Annotated in this window: 12 protein-coding genes and 1 pseudogene; 7 read left to right on the plus strand and 6 right to left on the minus strand. The window is 75.8% G+C overall.

What is annotated here, in order from left to right; all coding sequences use genetic code 11:
• Window positions 1-42: 42 nt before the first annotated feature.
• The 3 genes from AB3388_RS15385 (at window position 43) to AB3388_RS15395 (ending at window position 3,440) form a co-directional block, all read left to right on the plus strand.
• A complete protein-coding gene (locus tag AB3388_RS15385) occupies window positions 43-741 on the plus strand; it encodes an ABC transporter ATP-binding protein (RefSeq protein WP_495406159.1) in 699 nt (232 codons plus the stop codon).
• Window positions 738-2,315, plus strand: a complete 1,578-nt coding sequence (locus AB3388_RS15390) for a DUF6297 family protein (RefSeq protein WP_495406160.1) — start codon at window positions 738-740, stop codon at window positions 2,313-2,315. Before AB3388_RS15385 ends, AB3388_RS15390 begins: the two co-directional genes overlap by 4 nt.
• A gap of 81 nt (window positions 2,316-2,396) precedes the next feature.
• Complete coding sequence (locus tag AB3388_RS15395) at window positions 2,397-3,440, plus strand: IS110 family RNA-guided transposase (protein ID WP_495406161.1); 1,044 nt, start codon at window positions 2,397-2,399, stop codon at window positions 3,438-3,440.
• A gap of 547 nt (window positions 3,441-3,987) precedes the next feature.
• On the opposite strand, the gene AB3388_RS15400 is transcribed toward AB3388_RS15395, so the two are convergent.
• Window positions 3,988-4,593 (minus strand): dihydrofolate reductase family protein, encoded by a 606-nt coding sequence (locus AB3388_RS15400; RefSeq protein WP_495406162.1) that lies wholly within the window; start codon window positions 4,591-4,593, stop codon window positions 3,988-3,990.
• A gap of 232 nt (window positions 4,594-4,825) precedes the next feature.
• Here AB3388_RS15400 and AB3388_RS15405 point away from each other — a divergent pair, with 232 nt between their 5' ends.
• Window positions 4,826-5,995 (plus strand): FAD-dependent oxidoreductase, encoded by a 1,170-nt coding sequence (locus AB3388_RS15405; protein ID WP_495406163.1) that lies wholly within the window; start codon window positions 4,826-4,828, stop codon window positions 5,993-5,995.
• Here the strand turns inward: AB3388_RS15405 and AB3388_RS15410 are convergent.
• Window positions 5,967-6,991, minus strand: a pseudogene (locus AB3388_RS15410) (serine hydrolase domain-containing protein). The gene AB3388_RS15405 and the pseudogene AB3388_RS15410 overlap by 29 nt on opposite strands.
• A gap of 31 nt (window positions 6,992-7,022) precedes the next feature.
• Here AB3388_RS15410 and AB3388_RS15415 point away from each other — a divergent pair.
• Entirely contained in the window at window positions 7,023-7,490 is a 468-nt protein-coding gene (locus tag AB3388_RS15415; protein WP_495406164.1) for a heme-degrading domain-containing protein, read from the plus strand.
• 19 nt (window positions 7,491-7,509) lie between these two features.
• On the opposite strand, the gene AB3388_RS15420 is transcribed toward AB3388_RS15415, so the two are convergent.
• Complete coding sequence (locus AB3388_RS15420) at window positions 7,510-8,427, minus strand: ketopantoate reductase family protein (protein ID WP_495406165.1); 918 nt, start codon at window positions 8,425-8,427, stop codon at window positions 7,510-7,512.
• Between the two features lie 164 nt (window positions 8,428-8,591).
• Here AB3388_RS15420 and AB3388_RS15425 point away from each other — a divergent pair, with 164 nt between their 5' ends.
• Window positions 8,592-9,353, plus strand: a complete 762-nt coding sequence (locus tag AB3388_RS15425) for a class II glutamine amidotransferase (protein ID WP_495406166.1) — start codon at window positions 8,592-8,594, stop codon at window positions 9,351-9,353.
• A gap of 1 nt (window position 9,354) precedes the next feature.
• Here the strand turns inward: AB3388_RS15425 and AB3388_RS15430 are convergent, their stop codons facing one another.
• Window positions 9,355-10,722: an NAD(P)/FAD-dependent oxidoreductase gene (locus AB3388_RS15430; RefSeq protein ID WP_495406167.1), complete on the minus strand. Its 1,368-nt coding sequence runs from the start codon at window positions 10,720-10,722 to the stop codon at window positions 9,355-9,357.
• Between the two features lie 118 nt (window positions 10,723-10,840).
• Between AB3388_RS15430 and AB3388_RS15435 the strand changes: the two genes are divergently transcribed.
• Window positions 10,841-12,481: an amidase gene (locus AB3388_RS15435; RefSeq protein WP_495406168.1), complete on the plus strand. Its 1,641-nt coding sequence runs from the start codon at window positions 10,841-10,843 to the stop codon at window positions 12,479-12,481.
• A gap of 16 nt (window positions 12,482-12,497) precedes the next feature.
• Here the strand turns inward: AB3388_RS15435 and AB3388_RS15440 are convergent, their stop codons facing one another.
• Window positions 12,498-13,334, minus strand: a complete 837-nt coding sequence (locus tag AB3388_RS15440) for an ABC transporter permease (RefSeq protein ID WP_495406169.1) — start codon at window positions 13,332-13,334, stop codon at window positions 12,498-12,500.
• On the minus strand, window positions 13,331-14,302 hold the full coding sequence (locus AB3388_RS15445) for an ATP-binding cassette domain-containing protein (RefSeq protein WP_495406170.1): 972 nt from the start codon (window positions 14,300-14,302) through the stop codon (window positions 13,331-13,333). The genes AB3388_RS15440 and AB3388_RS15445 overlap by 4 nt, the downstream gene beginning before the upstream one ends.
• Between the last annotated feature and the right edge of the window lie 19 nt (window positions 14,303-14,321).

A 14,321-nucleotide genomic window follows, 5' to 3' on the forward strand; every position in this document is an offset into this window, starting at 1 on the left:
TTCCGGCCAGTCGCCGCGTGCCCCGGTTACCGTGGCCGCGAGATGACTGCGCGAACCGGTCCGGACGGCGTGCTGGCCGCAGCCGGGCTGCTCGTCGGCTACGGCGAGGCCCCGGTCTGCGCGCCGGTCGACCTCCGGGTGCAGCCGGGCCGGGCGGTGGGCGTGGTCGGCCCGAACGGCGCCGGGAAGTCCACGCTGCTGCGCACGCTGGTCGGGCTGCTCCCGCCGCTGGCCGGCACGGTCGCCTACGGCGGCGCGGCGGTCGACGAGCGGCAGGCCGGCTTCCGCAGGGACGTCGCCGCCGTCCTGGACGACGACGCCTTCTTCGCCGCGCTGACCGGCCGCGAGCACCTGCTGCTGACCGCCCGCGGGCACGGTGTGGCCGACGCAGACGCGATCGTCGCCGCCGAGGTGGCGGCGTTCGGCCTCGGCGAGCGTGTCGACTCGCTGCCCTCGGCGCTCTCCTCCGGCCAGCGCCGGCGGCTGGCGCTGGCGGCGGCCTTCGTCCGCCCGGCCCGGCTGCTGGTCCTCGACGAGCCCGAGCGCCGGCTCGACGCCGGCATGCGCACCCGGCTGGCCGCGCGGCTGGCGCAGCGCCGCGACGCCGGAGCCGCGGTGCTCTTCGCCAGCCACGATCCCGCCCTGGTCGACGTCCTGGCCGACGAGGTCCTGGTGGTGGACGACGACGAGTGCCGGCTGGTCGACGCGGCCGGGGCCGTCACCTTCCTGGACCGGTTGTGACCCTCGCCGTCGGGCCGGTCGCGGACCCCGGGGCGGAGTTCAGCGGCGCGGCGGTCCGCCGGGCGACCCGCCGGGCCGCCGCCGCCCGCGCGGAGACCACGCTGCTGGCCCGGCTCGGGGACGTCGTCGGCGTGCTGACCTCGGTGGCGGTGGGCATCGCCGTCGCGGGTGGGGTGCTCGCCTCGCTGCGGGAGAAGATCGTGGTCGCCCCCGCCCCGATCGCGGGGACGGCGCTGAGCGGGGTGGCCGCGACCGCCGTCGGCGCCGTCCTGGCGCTGGCCGGGCTGGTGCTGGTGCTCGACCGGCTGGGCCCGGTGAGCAGCACGCCGGCCGCGGCCGCCTGGTGGCTGCCGCTGCCGGCCGGCCGGCGCGGCCTGCTGCTCGGCGAACTGGGCCGGACGACGGCGGCCGTCGTCGTGACCGCGGTCGTGCTGGCGCTGCCCCTCGTGCTGGCGGTGCCGTCGGCACCGACGCTCGGCTCGGTGCTGACCGGCCTCGGCGTGACGGCCGCGGCCGCGGCGACCGCGGTGGGCCTGACCGCGCTGCTGCAGACCCGCGGCCGCGGTGGCCGCCTCGGCTCGCTGGCGGCCGCGGTGGCGGTGCTGGCCGCCGTCCTGGCCGCGGGCGCGGGCACCGCGGGCGCGCTGGGAGCGGCCCTGCCCGCGCTGCCCGGCCTGCCCGCTCCTCCGGCCTGGGCGGCGGGTGTGCTCGCCGGGGTGGCGGCGCTGCTGCTGGGTGCCGCCGCGCACGGTCTCGGCCGGCTCGATGCGGGCCAGCTGCGGGCCACCGGGGTCACCGTCCAGTACGCGACCGCCTCCTTTCTCACCCTCGACACCCGCGACCTCGGCCGGGCGCTGTCCGCGCGGCCGCGGGCGCCACGGCGCAGCCGCCGGTTCGGCCGGGTCCGCGGGCCGGTGCAGGCGGTGGTCGCCGGCGACGTCGTCGCCCTCGCCCGGGGCCGGTGGCAGCTCGGGCAGCTGGCCGCCGCCGTCGCCGTCCCGGTGCTGGTCGCGCGGACCGCGGGGCTGGGCGCGCTGCCGGTGGCCGTCTGGATCGGCTGCCTCGCCGGCTGGACGCTGGCCGCCGTGGCGGCCGGACACCCCGGGCGGCAGGCGCAGGCGGCCCCGGAGCTGGACCGGCTGCTGCCTCTGTCGGCCGCCACGGTCCTGCGGACGCGCACGGTGGTGCCGCTGGTCCTGGCCGCCGTCGTGTGCACGCTGACCGGGCTGCTGCTCGGGCTGGGCACCGGGGCGGTCCTGACGTGGACGGCGCTCGGGCTGGTCACCGCGCCGGTGTGGTCGGCCGCGGCGGTGCGCGCCGCGTACCGGCCCGAGCTGGACTGGACCGGGCAGGTCATGGCCACGCCGTTCGGGCCGGCGCCGGTCGGTGTCGGCGCCACCCTGGTCCAGGGTCCGGACGTCGGGATCCTCGGCACCGTGCCGTGGCTGCTCGTCCTGCTGCGCGGCGGTCCCACACCCGGACTCGTCGCCGCCCAGCTGGTCTGGTCGCTGCTGCTCGCCGCCGGCACGCTCGCCCTGCTCGAGCACCGCGCGCGCTCCCGCTCCCGCGACTGAATGCCATGAAGACGGGGGCCTCCCCCCGGATCACGCTTGCGGTGAGAGCCGGCAGGTGTGGCGGAAGGAGGCCCGGTCCTCATGTTGCACGTTGGGTTGGATCTGAGCAGGACTCGTTTGGATGTGCATGTCATGGACGAGGCGGGCGCGCCGTTGGCGGTGACCACCGCGGCGCCGGATGCCGGTGGGCTGGCCTCGCTGGCCCACCGGGTGGCAGAGATCGGCGGGCCGGTGGCGGCGGCGATCGAGTCGATGACCGGCGCCCGCTTCGTTCATGACCAGTTGGAGTGGCACGGCTGGGTGGTGCAGATCGCTGACGCGCTAAAGGTCAAGGGGTTCGCCCCGTTGGCCTGCAAGACCGACAAGATCGATGCCTGGGTGCTGGCCGAGCTGTCGCGGCGGGAGCTGGTGCCGGCGATCTGGCTGCCCACCCCCGGCATCCGGGCCGAGCGGGAACGGGCCCGCTGGCGGCTGCACCTGGTGCGCCACCGCACGGCGCTGAAGAACCGGATCCACGCCACCCTGCTGACCTTCGGCCATCCCTGCCCGGTCTCGGATCTGTTCGGCGCCGCCGGCCGGCGGTTGCTCGACAGCCTCGAGCTGCCCGAGCCGTGGGCCGCCGACGTGGCCGCCGCGCTGCGGCTGATCGATCTCCTCGACGGCGAGATCGCCGACTGCGAGGCGGCGCTGCGCCGGGCCGGTGCCGATCACCGGTATGTGCCGCTGCTGATGAGCGCACCGGGCATTGGCTGGGTGCTCGGCTACACCATCGCCGCCGAGATCGGCGACATCGGCCGGTTCGCCACACCGAAGAAGCTGGTCGGCTACACCGGTCTGTGCCCATCCGTCGATCAGTCCGGCGGGCACGACTGGCGCGGCGAGCTGGCCAAGAACGGCCCGAAGTATCTGCGCTGGGCGCTGATCGAGGCGGCCACCCACGCCGCCCGCCACCCGGTCTACGCCGAGCGCTATCAGCGCACCAAGACCCGCCTGGGCAAGCAGCGCGGGGCGAAGGTCGCCCGCGTCGACATCGCCCGCAGGCTCGCCGAGGCCATCTGGTGGATGCTCACCACCACCAAGCCCTTCGCTCCGGCAGGCGCCCCGCGCACGGCTCTGGCCGCCTAGACGGCCCACGACTGAGATGCGCCACCGGAGCGAAGCCCCTCCCATCCGGCCTGGTCCTCCCCATGAGGAGGCGATAGAGAGATGAGCCCGGCTCCCCGCTCACCCGAGCGCAGCCCGCCCGGCGCAAGGCCACTCGCCCTCTCCGGCGGCTCAGCGATCCTGCCACCGATTCGTCACGCCTCCAGGTCGTTCGTCCTCGCCGCTACGCGGCTGCGGGCGCTCCACCCGGACCCGCTCCTCACCGCCGGCGATCAACCCTTGCCGCGGAAAGGAACAGATGACTCAAGACCCACTTGACCCCGGCCCCCGTCTTCATAGAGAGCCGGGCCGAAAGTCCCTGCCAAGTTCTGGGGATCGCCCATTCGTGTGAAGCCGGTCACGCTGGGTCCCATGCAGCCCGCAACGCTCACCCCGTCTCGCGAGTTGGCGCGCCTGGCAGTGCTGCGCCGCCGGCGGACGGCGCTGCACCGGGCCAGGTCAGCCGCGGCTCAGCACGCGCTGAACGGCAGCCTGTTCCTCTCGGCGATCCACGCGAGGCCGTAGAGCGCTAGCTGACGCGGCGATAGCGGATGTGGGTGCTCAACGGTGAGTGGAGCACCTCGACCGGTTCGAAGTCGAAGGACTCGACCCCGTCGAATATGCGCTCGCCCGAACCGAGCAGGACCGGTGCGATGTCGAGGGTGAGCTCGTCGATCACGCCGGCGACCAGTGCCTGCCGGACCGTCGAGGCCCCACCGGCGATGTCCACGCCCTTGTCCCCGGCGGCCTGGCACGCTGCGGAGTAGGCCGCGTCGAAGCCCTCGGTGACGAAGTGGAAGGTCGTCCCGCCGTCCATCGGGATCGGGTCGTGTGCGTGATGGGTCAGCACGAACACCGGCGCGTGATACGGCGGTTCGGGGCCCCACCACCCGGTCCAGTCCTCATCCCAGTCGCCGCGGATCGGCCCGAACATGTTCCGGCCCATCACGTACGCGCCCCGCGGGCGCATGAGCCACCCGGCCGCGACCTCGTCCGCATCGGTGGCTCGCGGGTCGCCGATGTGCCAGCCGTGCACCTCGCGCCCCCGCTTGCCCAGCGGGTGGTCGCGGCTCTGGTCCGGCCCGGCGACGAAGCCGTCCAGCGAGATCGACATGTGGCAGGTGGTGTCCGGCACGCGAACCTCTTGAGTGGTTGCGACTCGCAAGCGGTCGAGCGGACGCTAGCAGCCCCGCCAGGGACGCATGCCCTGGTGAACGGGGTGTCACCGGCGTCACGACTCGGTGGCCACCCCGCCGAGATTCGCGGTCTGGTGGCTATCCGGCCTCGGAAGCCACGAGACCGCGCATCTCGCCGCGCGGATGCCGGAAGGCCGCCCACGGCGGGCGGAGCCCGGCCAGGATCGGGGCATGGACCTCGCGGGACTCCGTGTCACCGTCGTCGGCGCCGGCATCGGGGGCATGGCGACCTCGCTGCTGCTGGCCCGCGCCGGAGCCGCGGTAGCCCTGCACGAGCGGGTCGCGGAGATGGCCGCCGTCGGCGCCGGGCTGCTGCTGCAACCCAACGGACTGGCGGTGCTGGACGGCCTCGGCGTCGACGGAGCGCTGCGCGCCGGCGGATACGCCGCCGCCGACGGCATGTCGGTCCGCACGCCCGACGGCCGGCCGATCAGCTCGCTGCACGTCCCCGACTTCGGCCCCGGCCTGGACCAGATGCTCGCCGTCCGCCGCAGCGCGCTGCACGAGGTGCTGCTCGCCGCCGTCCGCGCCGAGCCCGGCATCGACCTGCGCCTCGGCGCCGAGGTGCGCGAAGCAGACGTGCAGCGCGCGACCGCCGACCTCGTCGTGGGCTGCGACGGCGTCTCCTCCGCCGTCCGCTCGGCCGGCGCGTTCGGCGCCCGCGTGCGCCGGACCGGCAAGGTCTACCTGCGCGGCCTGGTCCCCCGGGACGGCGACGGGTTCGCCGGCGAGTACTGGAGCCCGAGCGGCATCCTCGGCGGCGCCCCCGTGGACGCGACGACCCAGTACTTCTACGCCTCGGCCACCGCGCCCGCCGTCCGGGCGGCGGTCGTGGCCCGTGACCTGCCCGGGCTGAGAAGGGCCTGGTCCGCCGCGCTCCCGGTCGCCGCCCCCGTGTTCGGCGCCGTCGAGCGGTTCGACGACCTGCTGGTCAACGAGGTGGTGCGGGTCGACTGCGCGCGCTGGTCCGACGGCCGCCGGGTCCTGCTCGGCGACGCCGCCCACGCCATGGCCCCGAACGCGGGACAGGGTGCCAACAGCGCCCTGGTCGACGCCGCCGTCCTCGTCGCCGAGCTCACGAAGGCGACCGACGTCGAAGCGGCGCTCGCCGCCTACGGCGAACGCCGGCAGCCCGCCGTCCGCCGGGTGCAGGACGCGGGCGACCGCCTGGCCGGGGCCGCCCACCTCCGGCCGCGGCCGGCGCGGGTGCTCAGAGACGCGCTGCTGCGCGCACTGGACCGCCGGGCCGGCGTGGCCGAGCGGCTGGTCCGCGGCATGCAGCAGGAGGACCCGGCGGCGCTCCGGGCACAGGTCAGCTCCCTCGGTGCCCGCCCGGCGTAGTCCGCTCGCGCAGCAGCCGGGCCAGCGGCCAGGCACCGTCGGTGGAGTTGGACAGCACGGTGTGCGTGAGCCCGCGCTCCGGGTCGTGCACGCTGCGGAAGGAGACGCCGGCGTCGGCGCCTTCGAGGATCACGGCGGGACCGGCCGGGGGCAGCCAGAACCCGAGGCCGTAGCGCATCCGCTCCTCGGGGACGTCGCTGCGCGGCCGCACCATCTCGGCCACCCGCTCCGGCGGCACGATCCGCCCGGCGAACAGCGCCTGCCACAGCGCGCGGACGTCGGCGGCCGTCGTGAAGATCCCGCCGTCCCCGCTGCCGCGGACCGGCAGGTGCAGCACGTTGGTCCGCAGCCCCTCGGCCTGGAGGTAGCCCAGCGCGGTGCGCGCGGCCGGCTCGTCGGAGCGCAGGAACGCGGTGTCGGCCATGCCCGCCGGCCCGCAGACCCGCTCGGCGACCAGCCGCCGGAACGACGCGCCGGCCGCCCGCTCGGCGATGAGCGCGAGGACGACGAAGCCGCCGTTGTTGTACGCGAACCGCTCCCCCGGCGCGGACACCTGCGGGTGCCCGCCGAGGACGGCGAGGTAGTCCTCGGTGCCCGCCAGCCGGTGCACCGGGACGGGGAGCACGTAGTCGGTGAACGACGTCATGGCCGACTCGTCGAAGTAGTCGCCGATGCCCGAGCGGTGGGCCAGCAGTGCTCCACGGTCACCCGGTCGTCGATCAGCGGCAGGTCCGGCCCCAGCACCGAGCGCGCCGTCGTCCCCAGCGACAGGACGCCGTCGGCCACCAGGCTCAGGACGACGAGCGCGGTCAGCCCCTTGGTGCCGCTGGCGATGCCGAAGCGGGTGTCGACGGCGTTCGGGATCCGCAGGCCGCGGTGCGCGAACCCGTACGCCCGGGCGAACGGCGGGTGCCCCTCACGGTCGACGCGGACGACGCCCGAGAAGCGGGTCGCGGCCGCGGTGCGGTCCACCGCCGCCGCGAGGTCGTCGTCCACGGGCCGACCCTAGGACCGGTAGGAACGGGCCATGACCGACGACTTCCCGTCCGTGGCCGAACTCGCCGCCGAGGAGGACGAGCTGCAGTTCACCTCCTTCACCAACGACGACGCGTGGGACCTCGGGTCGGCGCTGGTGGCCACCGCCCGCCGGGACGGCGCACCGGTGGCGATCGAGATCTCCCGCAACGGCCACCGCCTCTTCCACGTCGCCCTGCCCGGCGCCACGCCGGACAACGCCTCCTGGATCGAGCGCAAGACGCGGGTGGTGCAGCGCTTCGGGCACAGCAGCCTGTACGTGCGGCAGGCCGGCGCCGAGCGCGGCACCACGTTCGAGGAGCTCGGCCTGGACCCCCAGCTGTACGCGGCGCACGGCGGCGCGTTCCCGGTGCTGGTGCGGTCGGTCGGGCCGGTCGGGGCCGTGGTCGTCTCCGGCCTGCCGCAGCTCGACGACCACCGGATGGTCGTCGCCGCGATCCGCGCGCACCTCGCCCGGTAGCCGGGCCGGGCGGACGCGCCTACGCCGGGGCCGTCGCGCCGCTCGGGTAGCGGGCGCGCAGGTCGGCGACCAGCCGGCGGGTCACCGGGACGTCGATGCCGTGCCGGTCGGCGGCGCGCAGCACCGCGCCGCCGATCGCCTCCAGCTCCAGCGGCCGGCCGGCCTCGGCGTCGCGCTGCATCGACGAGCGCATGCCGGCGGGCAGCGAGCCGAAGAAGGCGACGACGGCCTCCGCGTCGGCGGGCGCGCCCTCCGCCCGAGCGACGGCGGCGGCCTCGGCGACGGCGGCGGCCACCTCGTCGCCGCGCCGGTCGCGGACCTCGCCGACGCCGGTCCCCTCGTGCGTGGTGAGCAGCGCGAACGGGGCGAGGAAGGTCAGCTTGCCCCACAGCGCGGCGACCTCGTCGTCGACGACGTCGACGTCGACCCCCGCCGTCCGCAGCGCCGCGGCGAGCGGCTCCGTGCGGGCCGCCGCCTCCGGCCGGGGCGCCAGCTCGACCCGCACGAACGGGCTGTCGTGCCGGATGTGCCCCGGCGCCGTCCGGCTGGACTCCACGCGGATCGTCCCGGCGACCACCGTGGCGGCCGGGCAGCGCTCGCGCAGCAGCGCGACGTGCTCGACGCCGTTGAGGAACGGCACGAGCAGGGCGTCGCCGAGGACGTCGGCCGGTAGCCGCGCCAGCGCGGCGTCGAGCTGGGTGGCCTTGACCGTGACCAGGCAGGCGTCGACCGGCCCGTCCAGCCGCTCGACCGCCCGCACGGGGGCGGCGAAGTCGCCGAACACGGCGCTGCTCACCGTGATCCCGTCCCGGTCCAGCGCGGCGACGGTGCCGGCGCCGGCCAGGCAGACGACGTCCGCGCCGCTCCGGGCGAGCAGCCCGGCCAGCAGCCCGCCGACCCCGCCGGGACCCAGCACGGCCACCCGAAGCGCGCTCATGCCGCCGACGCTAACGCTGGTGCCCGTGGGACGGCTGAACACCGTGAGCGACCCACGCCGGCCGAGAAGCCGGATTCCCCGCCGGGTGCGCGGCATCGTGGGAGGCACGGACGAAAGCGGCAGCGCGGCCGCGGTGACACCTCTCGAGGAAGACGACCTCTCCCATGTGCCGACTCCTGGGCTGGGCCGCGCGCGTGCCCACCTCGCTCCTCGACCTGCTCGGCGAGGAGGACCTCGACGCCTTCACCGAGCTGTCGTGCAAGCACGCCGACGGCTGGGGGCTGGCGCGCAGCACCCGCCGGGGCGTCGAGGTCCGCAAGCAGCCCGACGCCGCCCGCAGCAGCGCCGAGTTCGCCGACCGCGCCCGCAACGGCAGCGCCGACCTCGGGCTGGCGCACCTGCGGTGGGCCACCCTGGGCTTGAACGTCCGCCGCGAGAACACGCATCCGTTCACCGACGGCCGGGTGGCGTTCGCCCACAACGGCTCGATCGCGCCGCCGGAGGCGCTGGACCGGCTGCTCCCCCGCCGGGTCCGCCGCAGGCGCCGGGGCGACACCGACAGCGAGCGGTTCTTCCTCGCCGTCCACTCCCGGATGCGCGAGGGCGCGACGCCCGGCGACGCGCTGGCCGGGACGGTCGCCGAGATCGCCGCCACGACGGAGTTCACCAGCCTCAACTGCCTGCTGTTGACGCCGGACGCGCTCTACGCCGTCTCCCGGGTGAACACCGAGGCGTCGCAGGAGTTCGACGAGGGCCCGGACTACTACGACCTGCGCTACCGGGTCACCGACGACGCCGTCGTCGTCGCCTCCAGCGGCTGGGGGCGGGACTGGCAGGAGCTGGCCAACGGAGACCTGCTCGTCGTCCGCCGGGGCACGCTGGAGACCGAGGTCCGCTCGATCGACGACCTGGTGCCCGCCGCGTAGCTCAGTGCCCGGTGAGCCGGGTCATCGCGCGGTCGAGCAGCGCGGCCGGCCGCCCGGTGCGCCGCTCCCGCTCGTCGACCAGCGCGGCCAGCCGGAAGCCGGCGTTGACCCCGGCCCAGCGCAGCGGCTCGGGCTCGAACCGCGGCGAGCGGTGCCCGACCCACGGCAGCCGCACCAGCGGGCTGTCCTCGCCAGTGATCAGGTCGGCCAGGGTCCGCCCGGCGAGGTTGGTCAGCGCGACGCCGTCCCCGCTGTAGCCGCCGGCCGCCGCCAGCCCGGTGCCCCGGTCGAAGGTGACCGACGGCCACCAGTCGCGCGGCACGCCGAGCGGCCCGCCCCACCGGTGGGTGATGCGGGCGTCGGCCAGCGCCGGGAAGAGCTCGACCAGGCTGTGCCGCAACCGGTCGTGCACCCCGCGGGCCAGCTCCGACGACGGCGTGAGCCGGGACCCCAGCCGGTACGGGGCGCCGCGGCCGCCGAAGGCGATCCGGCCGTCGTGGGTCCGCTGGCCGTAGACCAGCAGCCGGCGCTCGTCGTTGACCGTGGCCCGCTCCCGCCAGCCGACCTCGGCCCAGAAGTGGTCGGGCAGCGGCTCGGTGGCCAGCATCAGCGAGTAGACCGGCAGCAGGGTGCGCCGGTGCCCGGGCAGCGCCGGGGTGAACCCCTCCAGCGCGCGGACGACGGCCCGCGCCCGGACGTCGCCGTGCGGGGTGCGCGCGCAGTGCGGCTCGATCGCGGTGACCGGGGTGTCCTCGTGCACCGCGACGCCGAGCCGCTCCACCGCCCCGGCCAGCCCGCGGACCAGCCGGCCCGGGTGGACGGCGGCGCAGTGCGGGGTGAACGTGGCGCCGAGGACGCCGTCCGCCGCGATCCGCTCCCGTGCCTCCCGGCGGGAGAGCCGGCGCAGGTCCTCCTCGCCGAAGCCCCACGCCCGTGCCTGCTGCACCGCCGCGCGCAGCCGGGCGGCCTGCGGTTCGGAGGTGGCCAGCCGCAGGTAGCCGCCCTTGTCGGCGAACGCCTCGATCCCCTCGGCGGCGGCCACCCGCAGCACCTCGTCGACGGTCGCCTCGGCCGCCCGCTGCCAGGCGACGGCCGCGGCCCGCGACGAGGCCGCGGCGACCTGTTCCAGCGCGATCGGCAGCAGTCCGGAGACCCATCCGCCGTTGCGGCCGGAGGCGCCGAACCCGGCGACCTCCCGCTCCAGCACGACGATCCGCAGCCCCGGGTCGCGGCGGGCCAGGTAGTAGGCGGTCCACAGCCCGGTGAAGCCGGCGCCGACGATCGCGACGTCCGCCTCCGTGCTGCCGGGCAGCGGCGGGCGCCGGCGGTCGAGCTCGTCCGGCGGCAGCGTGTCGTGCCAGAGAGACACGCAACGCCCGGTCACACCGGCAGCCTGCCGGACCGGCGCCCTCAGCGGCCGGTTCCCCGCGCGCGGCCGTCCTCCCGGGGTGAGGCTGGGCGGTGCCCGCCGAGCACTGGAGGTGCCCGTGTCCGCCGTCCCGCCCGCCCCGCGCCGGCTGCGCCGGCTCGGCCTGGTCGCCGTCCTCACGCTCGTGCTGCCGGCCTGCGGCACCGAGCTGCAGCCGGCGGCCCGCAACGTCCCGGGCCAGGAGCTGGACGCCGCCACGATCCCCCAGCTGCAGGACCGGCTGGAGTCCGGCGAGCTGACCGCCGTGGAGCTGACCCGGAGCTACCTGGAGCGCATCGACGCCCTGGACGGCGACCTCGGCGCGGTGCTGCGGGTCAACGGGGACGCCGTCGCCGAGGCGGAGGAGAGCGACCGGGTGCGCGAGGAGTCCGGGCCGCGCAGCGCCCTCGAGGGCATCCCGGTGCTGCTCAAGGACAACATCGACACCGCGGACCTGCCGACGACCGCCGGCTCGAACGCGCTGCTGGGCAGCCGTCCCGACGACGCCACGATCACCCGCCGGCTGCGCGACGCCGGCGCGGTCATCATCGGCAAGGCCAACCTCTCCGAGTGGGCCAACTTCCGCGGCGACAACTCCACCAGCGGCTGGAGCGCCGTCGGCGGGCAGACGAACAACCCCTACGTCCTCGACCGCAACCCGTGCGGCTCCTCCAGCGGCTCGGCCGCCGGGGTCGCGGCGTCCCTGGCCCAGGTGGCCGTCGGCACCGAGACCGACGGGTCGATCGTCTGCCCGTCGGGCCAGACCGGGGTCGTGGGGCTCAAGCCCACGCTCGGCCTGGTCAGCCGGGACGGGATCGTGCCGATCTCGGCCGAGCAGGACACCGCCGGCCCGATCGCGCGGCACACCGTGGACGCCGCGCTCCTGCTGTCGGTCCTCGCGGGCGCCGACCCGGCCGACGCCGCCACCGCCGAGATCCCCGCCGACCTCGACGCGAACTTCGCCAACCTGGACCCGGACGAGCTCGACGGCGCCCGCATCGGGGTGTGGGAGCTCTCCGCCGAGCAGTCCGACGCCGTCGACGACGCCACGGAGGACGTGTACGCGCGCGCGGTCAAGGAGCTCGAGGCCGCGGGCGCGACCACGGTGCCCGTCTCGCTGCCGTTCCAGCAGGAGATCGGGGACGGCGAGACCCCGGCGCTGCTGGCCGAGTTCCACCGCGACATCGACGCCTACCTCGCCGCCACTCCCGGCGACCACCCGGCGGACCTCGCCGGGCTGGTCGACGTCAACGCGCAGGACCCGGCCGAGCTGAAGTTCTTCGGCCAGGAGCTCTTCGAGCAGGCGCTGGCGGCGCCGGTGCCCGCCGACGACCCGGCGGTGCGGCAGACGCGGGACACCATCCGCGACCTCGCCCGCCGGTCGATCGACGAGACCCTCGCCCAGGGGCCGGGCCCGGACGACGACCTGGTCGCGATCGTCGGGCTGACCAACACCCCCGGCTGGATCACCCGCTACTTCAGCGAGGACGAGGTCGCCGACGCGTTCGTCTACAGCACCTCCGGCCCGACCGCCGTGGCCGGCTACCCGAGCGTGACCGTGCCGGCCGGCTTCGCCGGGCCGCAGGAGGCGCTGCCGATCGGCATCTCCTTCATCGGCACGCGGTGGGACGACGCCGACCTGCTCGACCTCGCCGCCGCGTTCGAGGCGGCGGACCCGGGCCGCCGGGCGCCGGAGTTCCTGTCCTCGGTCGGCGACTGAGCAGCCGCCGGCGGGCTCAGCGGCTGCGGTAGAGCCGGGTGGTCAGCGGCAGGAAGACCACCGCGAGCACGGCCGCGACGGCCAGCGACACGAGGATGGCCTGCACGTCGGGGTGACCGCCCATGAGCGAGCGCGACGCCGTCGCCAGGATCGAGATCGGGTTGACGTCCACGAACGCCTCGAGCGGCCCGGGCAGGGTGGTGGGGACGACGAACACGTTCGACAGGAAGGTCAGCGGGAAGATCCCCATGAACCCGGCGTTCATCACCGCGTTCGGCGAGCGCAGCAGCAGCCCCAGCACCGAGAACACCCAGGACAGGCCGAAGGAGAAGACGACGACCAGCCCGAGCGCGGCCAGGGTCCCGAGCGCGCCCCCCTCGGGGCGGTACCCGAGCGCCAGGCCGAGCGCGATGATCACGGTGCCGGCGATCACGTAGCGCACGCTGTCGCCCAGCAGCGACCCCAGCAGCGGCGCCGGCCGCCAGATCGGCAGCGACCGGAACCGGTCGACCACGCCCTTGGTCAGGTCGGTGTTCAGCGAGACGCCCGAGTAGACGGTCGTGAACAGCACCGACATGACCAGCATCCCCGGCAGGACGTACTGCAGGTAGGCGCCGGTGGAGCCGGCGATCGCGCCGCCGAACAGGTAGGTGAACAGCAGCACGAACATCACCGGCGTCACCGTGACGTCGAGCAGCTGCTCGGGGACGTGCTTGACCTTGAGCATGCCGCGCCACCCGAAGGTCAGCGCGGTCGAGAGCCGTCCCGGCCGCGGCGGGCGCGCGGTGCCGGCGATCGCCCGGCGGACGGCGGCGGTGTCGGCGGCGTCGGCGGTGGTGGGCGTGGCGGTCATGACGACTGCTCCTGGAGGGTGGGGTCCGGCTCCTCGGCCGGGTGGCCGGTGAGGGCCAGGAAGACCTCGTCGAGGCTGGGCTGGGCGAGGGCGAAGTCGGCCAGCCCGAGGCCGGCGGCCGCCAGCGCGGCGACGCCGGCGGCCGCCCGCGCCGGGTCGGGGCAGGTCGCCGACAGCGCGGCCGGGTCCGGCTCCAGGACGGCGGCGCCGACCTCCTGCTCCAGCACGGCCGCCGCCGCGGCCCGGTCGGCCGGGTCGAGCAGCCGCACGTGCAGCGCCCCGCTGCCGACCGAGGCCTTGAGCTGCCCGGGCGTACCCTCGGCGATGACCCGGCCGCGGTCGATGACCGCGATGCCGTCGGCGAGCTGGTCGGCCTCCTCCAGGTACTGGGTGCAGAGCAGGATCGTCGTCCCGCCGTCGACCAGCGCCCGGGCGATCTCCCACACCTGGTTGCGCGAGCGCGGGTCCAGGCCGGTGGTCGGCTCGTCGAGGAACATCACCTCGGGGGTCACCACGATGCTGGCCGCGATGTCGAGCCGGCGCCGCATGCCACCGGAGAAGTGCTTCACCAGCCGGCCGGCGGCCTCGGCGATGCCGAAGGCCGCCAGCAGCTCGTCGGCCCGCGCCCGCGCCGCCGCCCGGCCGAGGCCGAGCAGCCGGCCCAGCAGGATCAGGTTCTCCCGGCCGGTGAGCTCCTCGTCGACCGAGGCGAGCTGGCCGGTGAGGCTGACCGCGGCGCGGACCGCGTCGGCCTCGGCCACGATGTCGTGGCCGAGCACCCGGGCGGTGCCGCCGTCGGGCGCGATGAGCGTGGCCAGCATCCGGATCGTCGTCGTCTTGCCCGCGCCGTTGGGCCCGAGGACGCCGTAGATCGACCCGGCCGGCACGGCCAGGTCGATGCCGGCGACGGCCTGCGTGCTGCCGAACGACTTGGTCAGGCCGGTGGCCTCGATCGCCAACCGCGTCATGTCCTGTTCCTCTCCGGCG

It is taken from the genome of Geodermatophilus sp. SMS 5-13 (assembly GCF_059428245.1).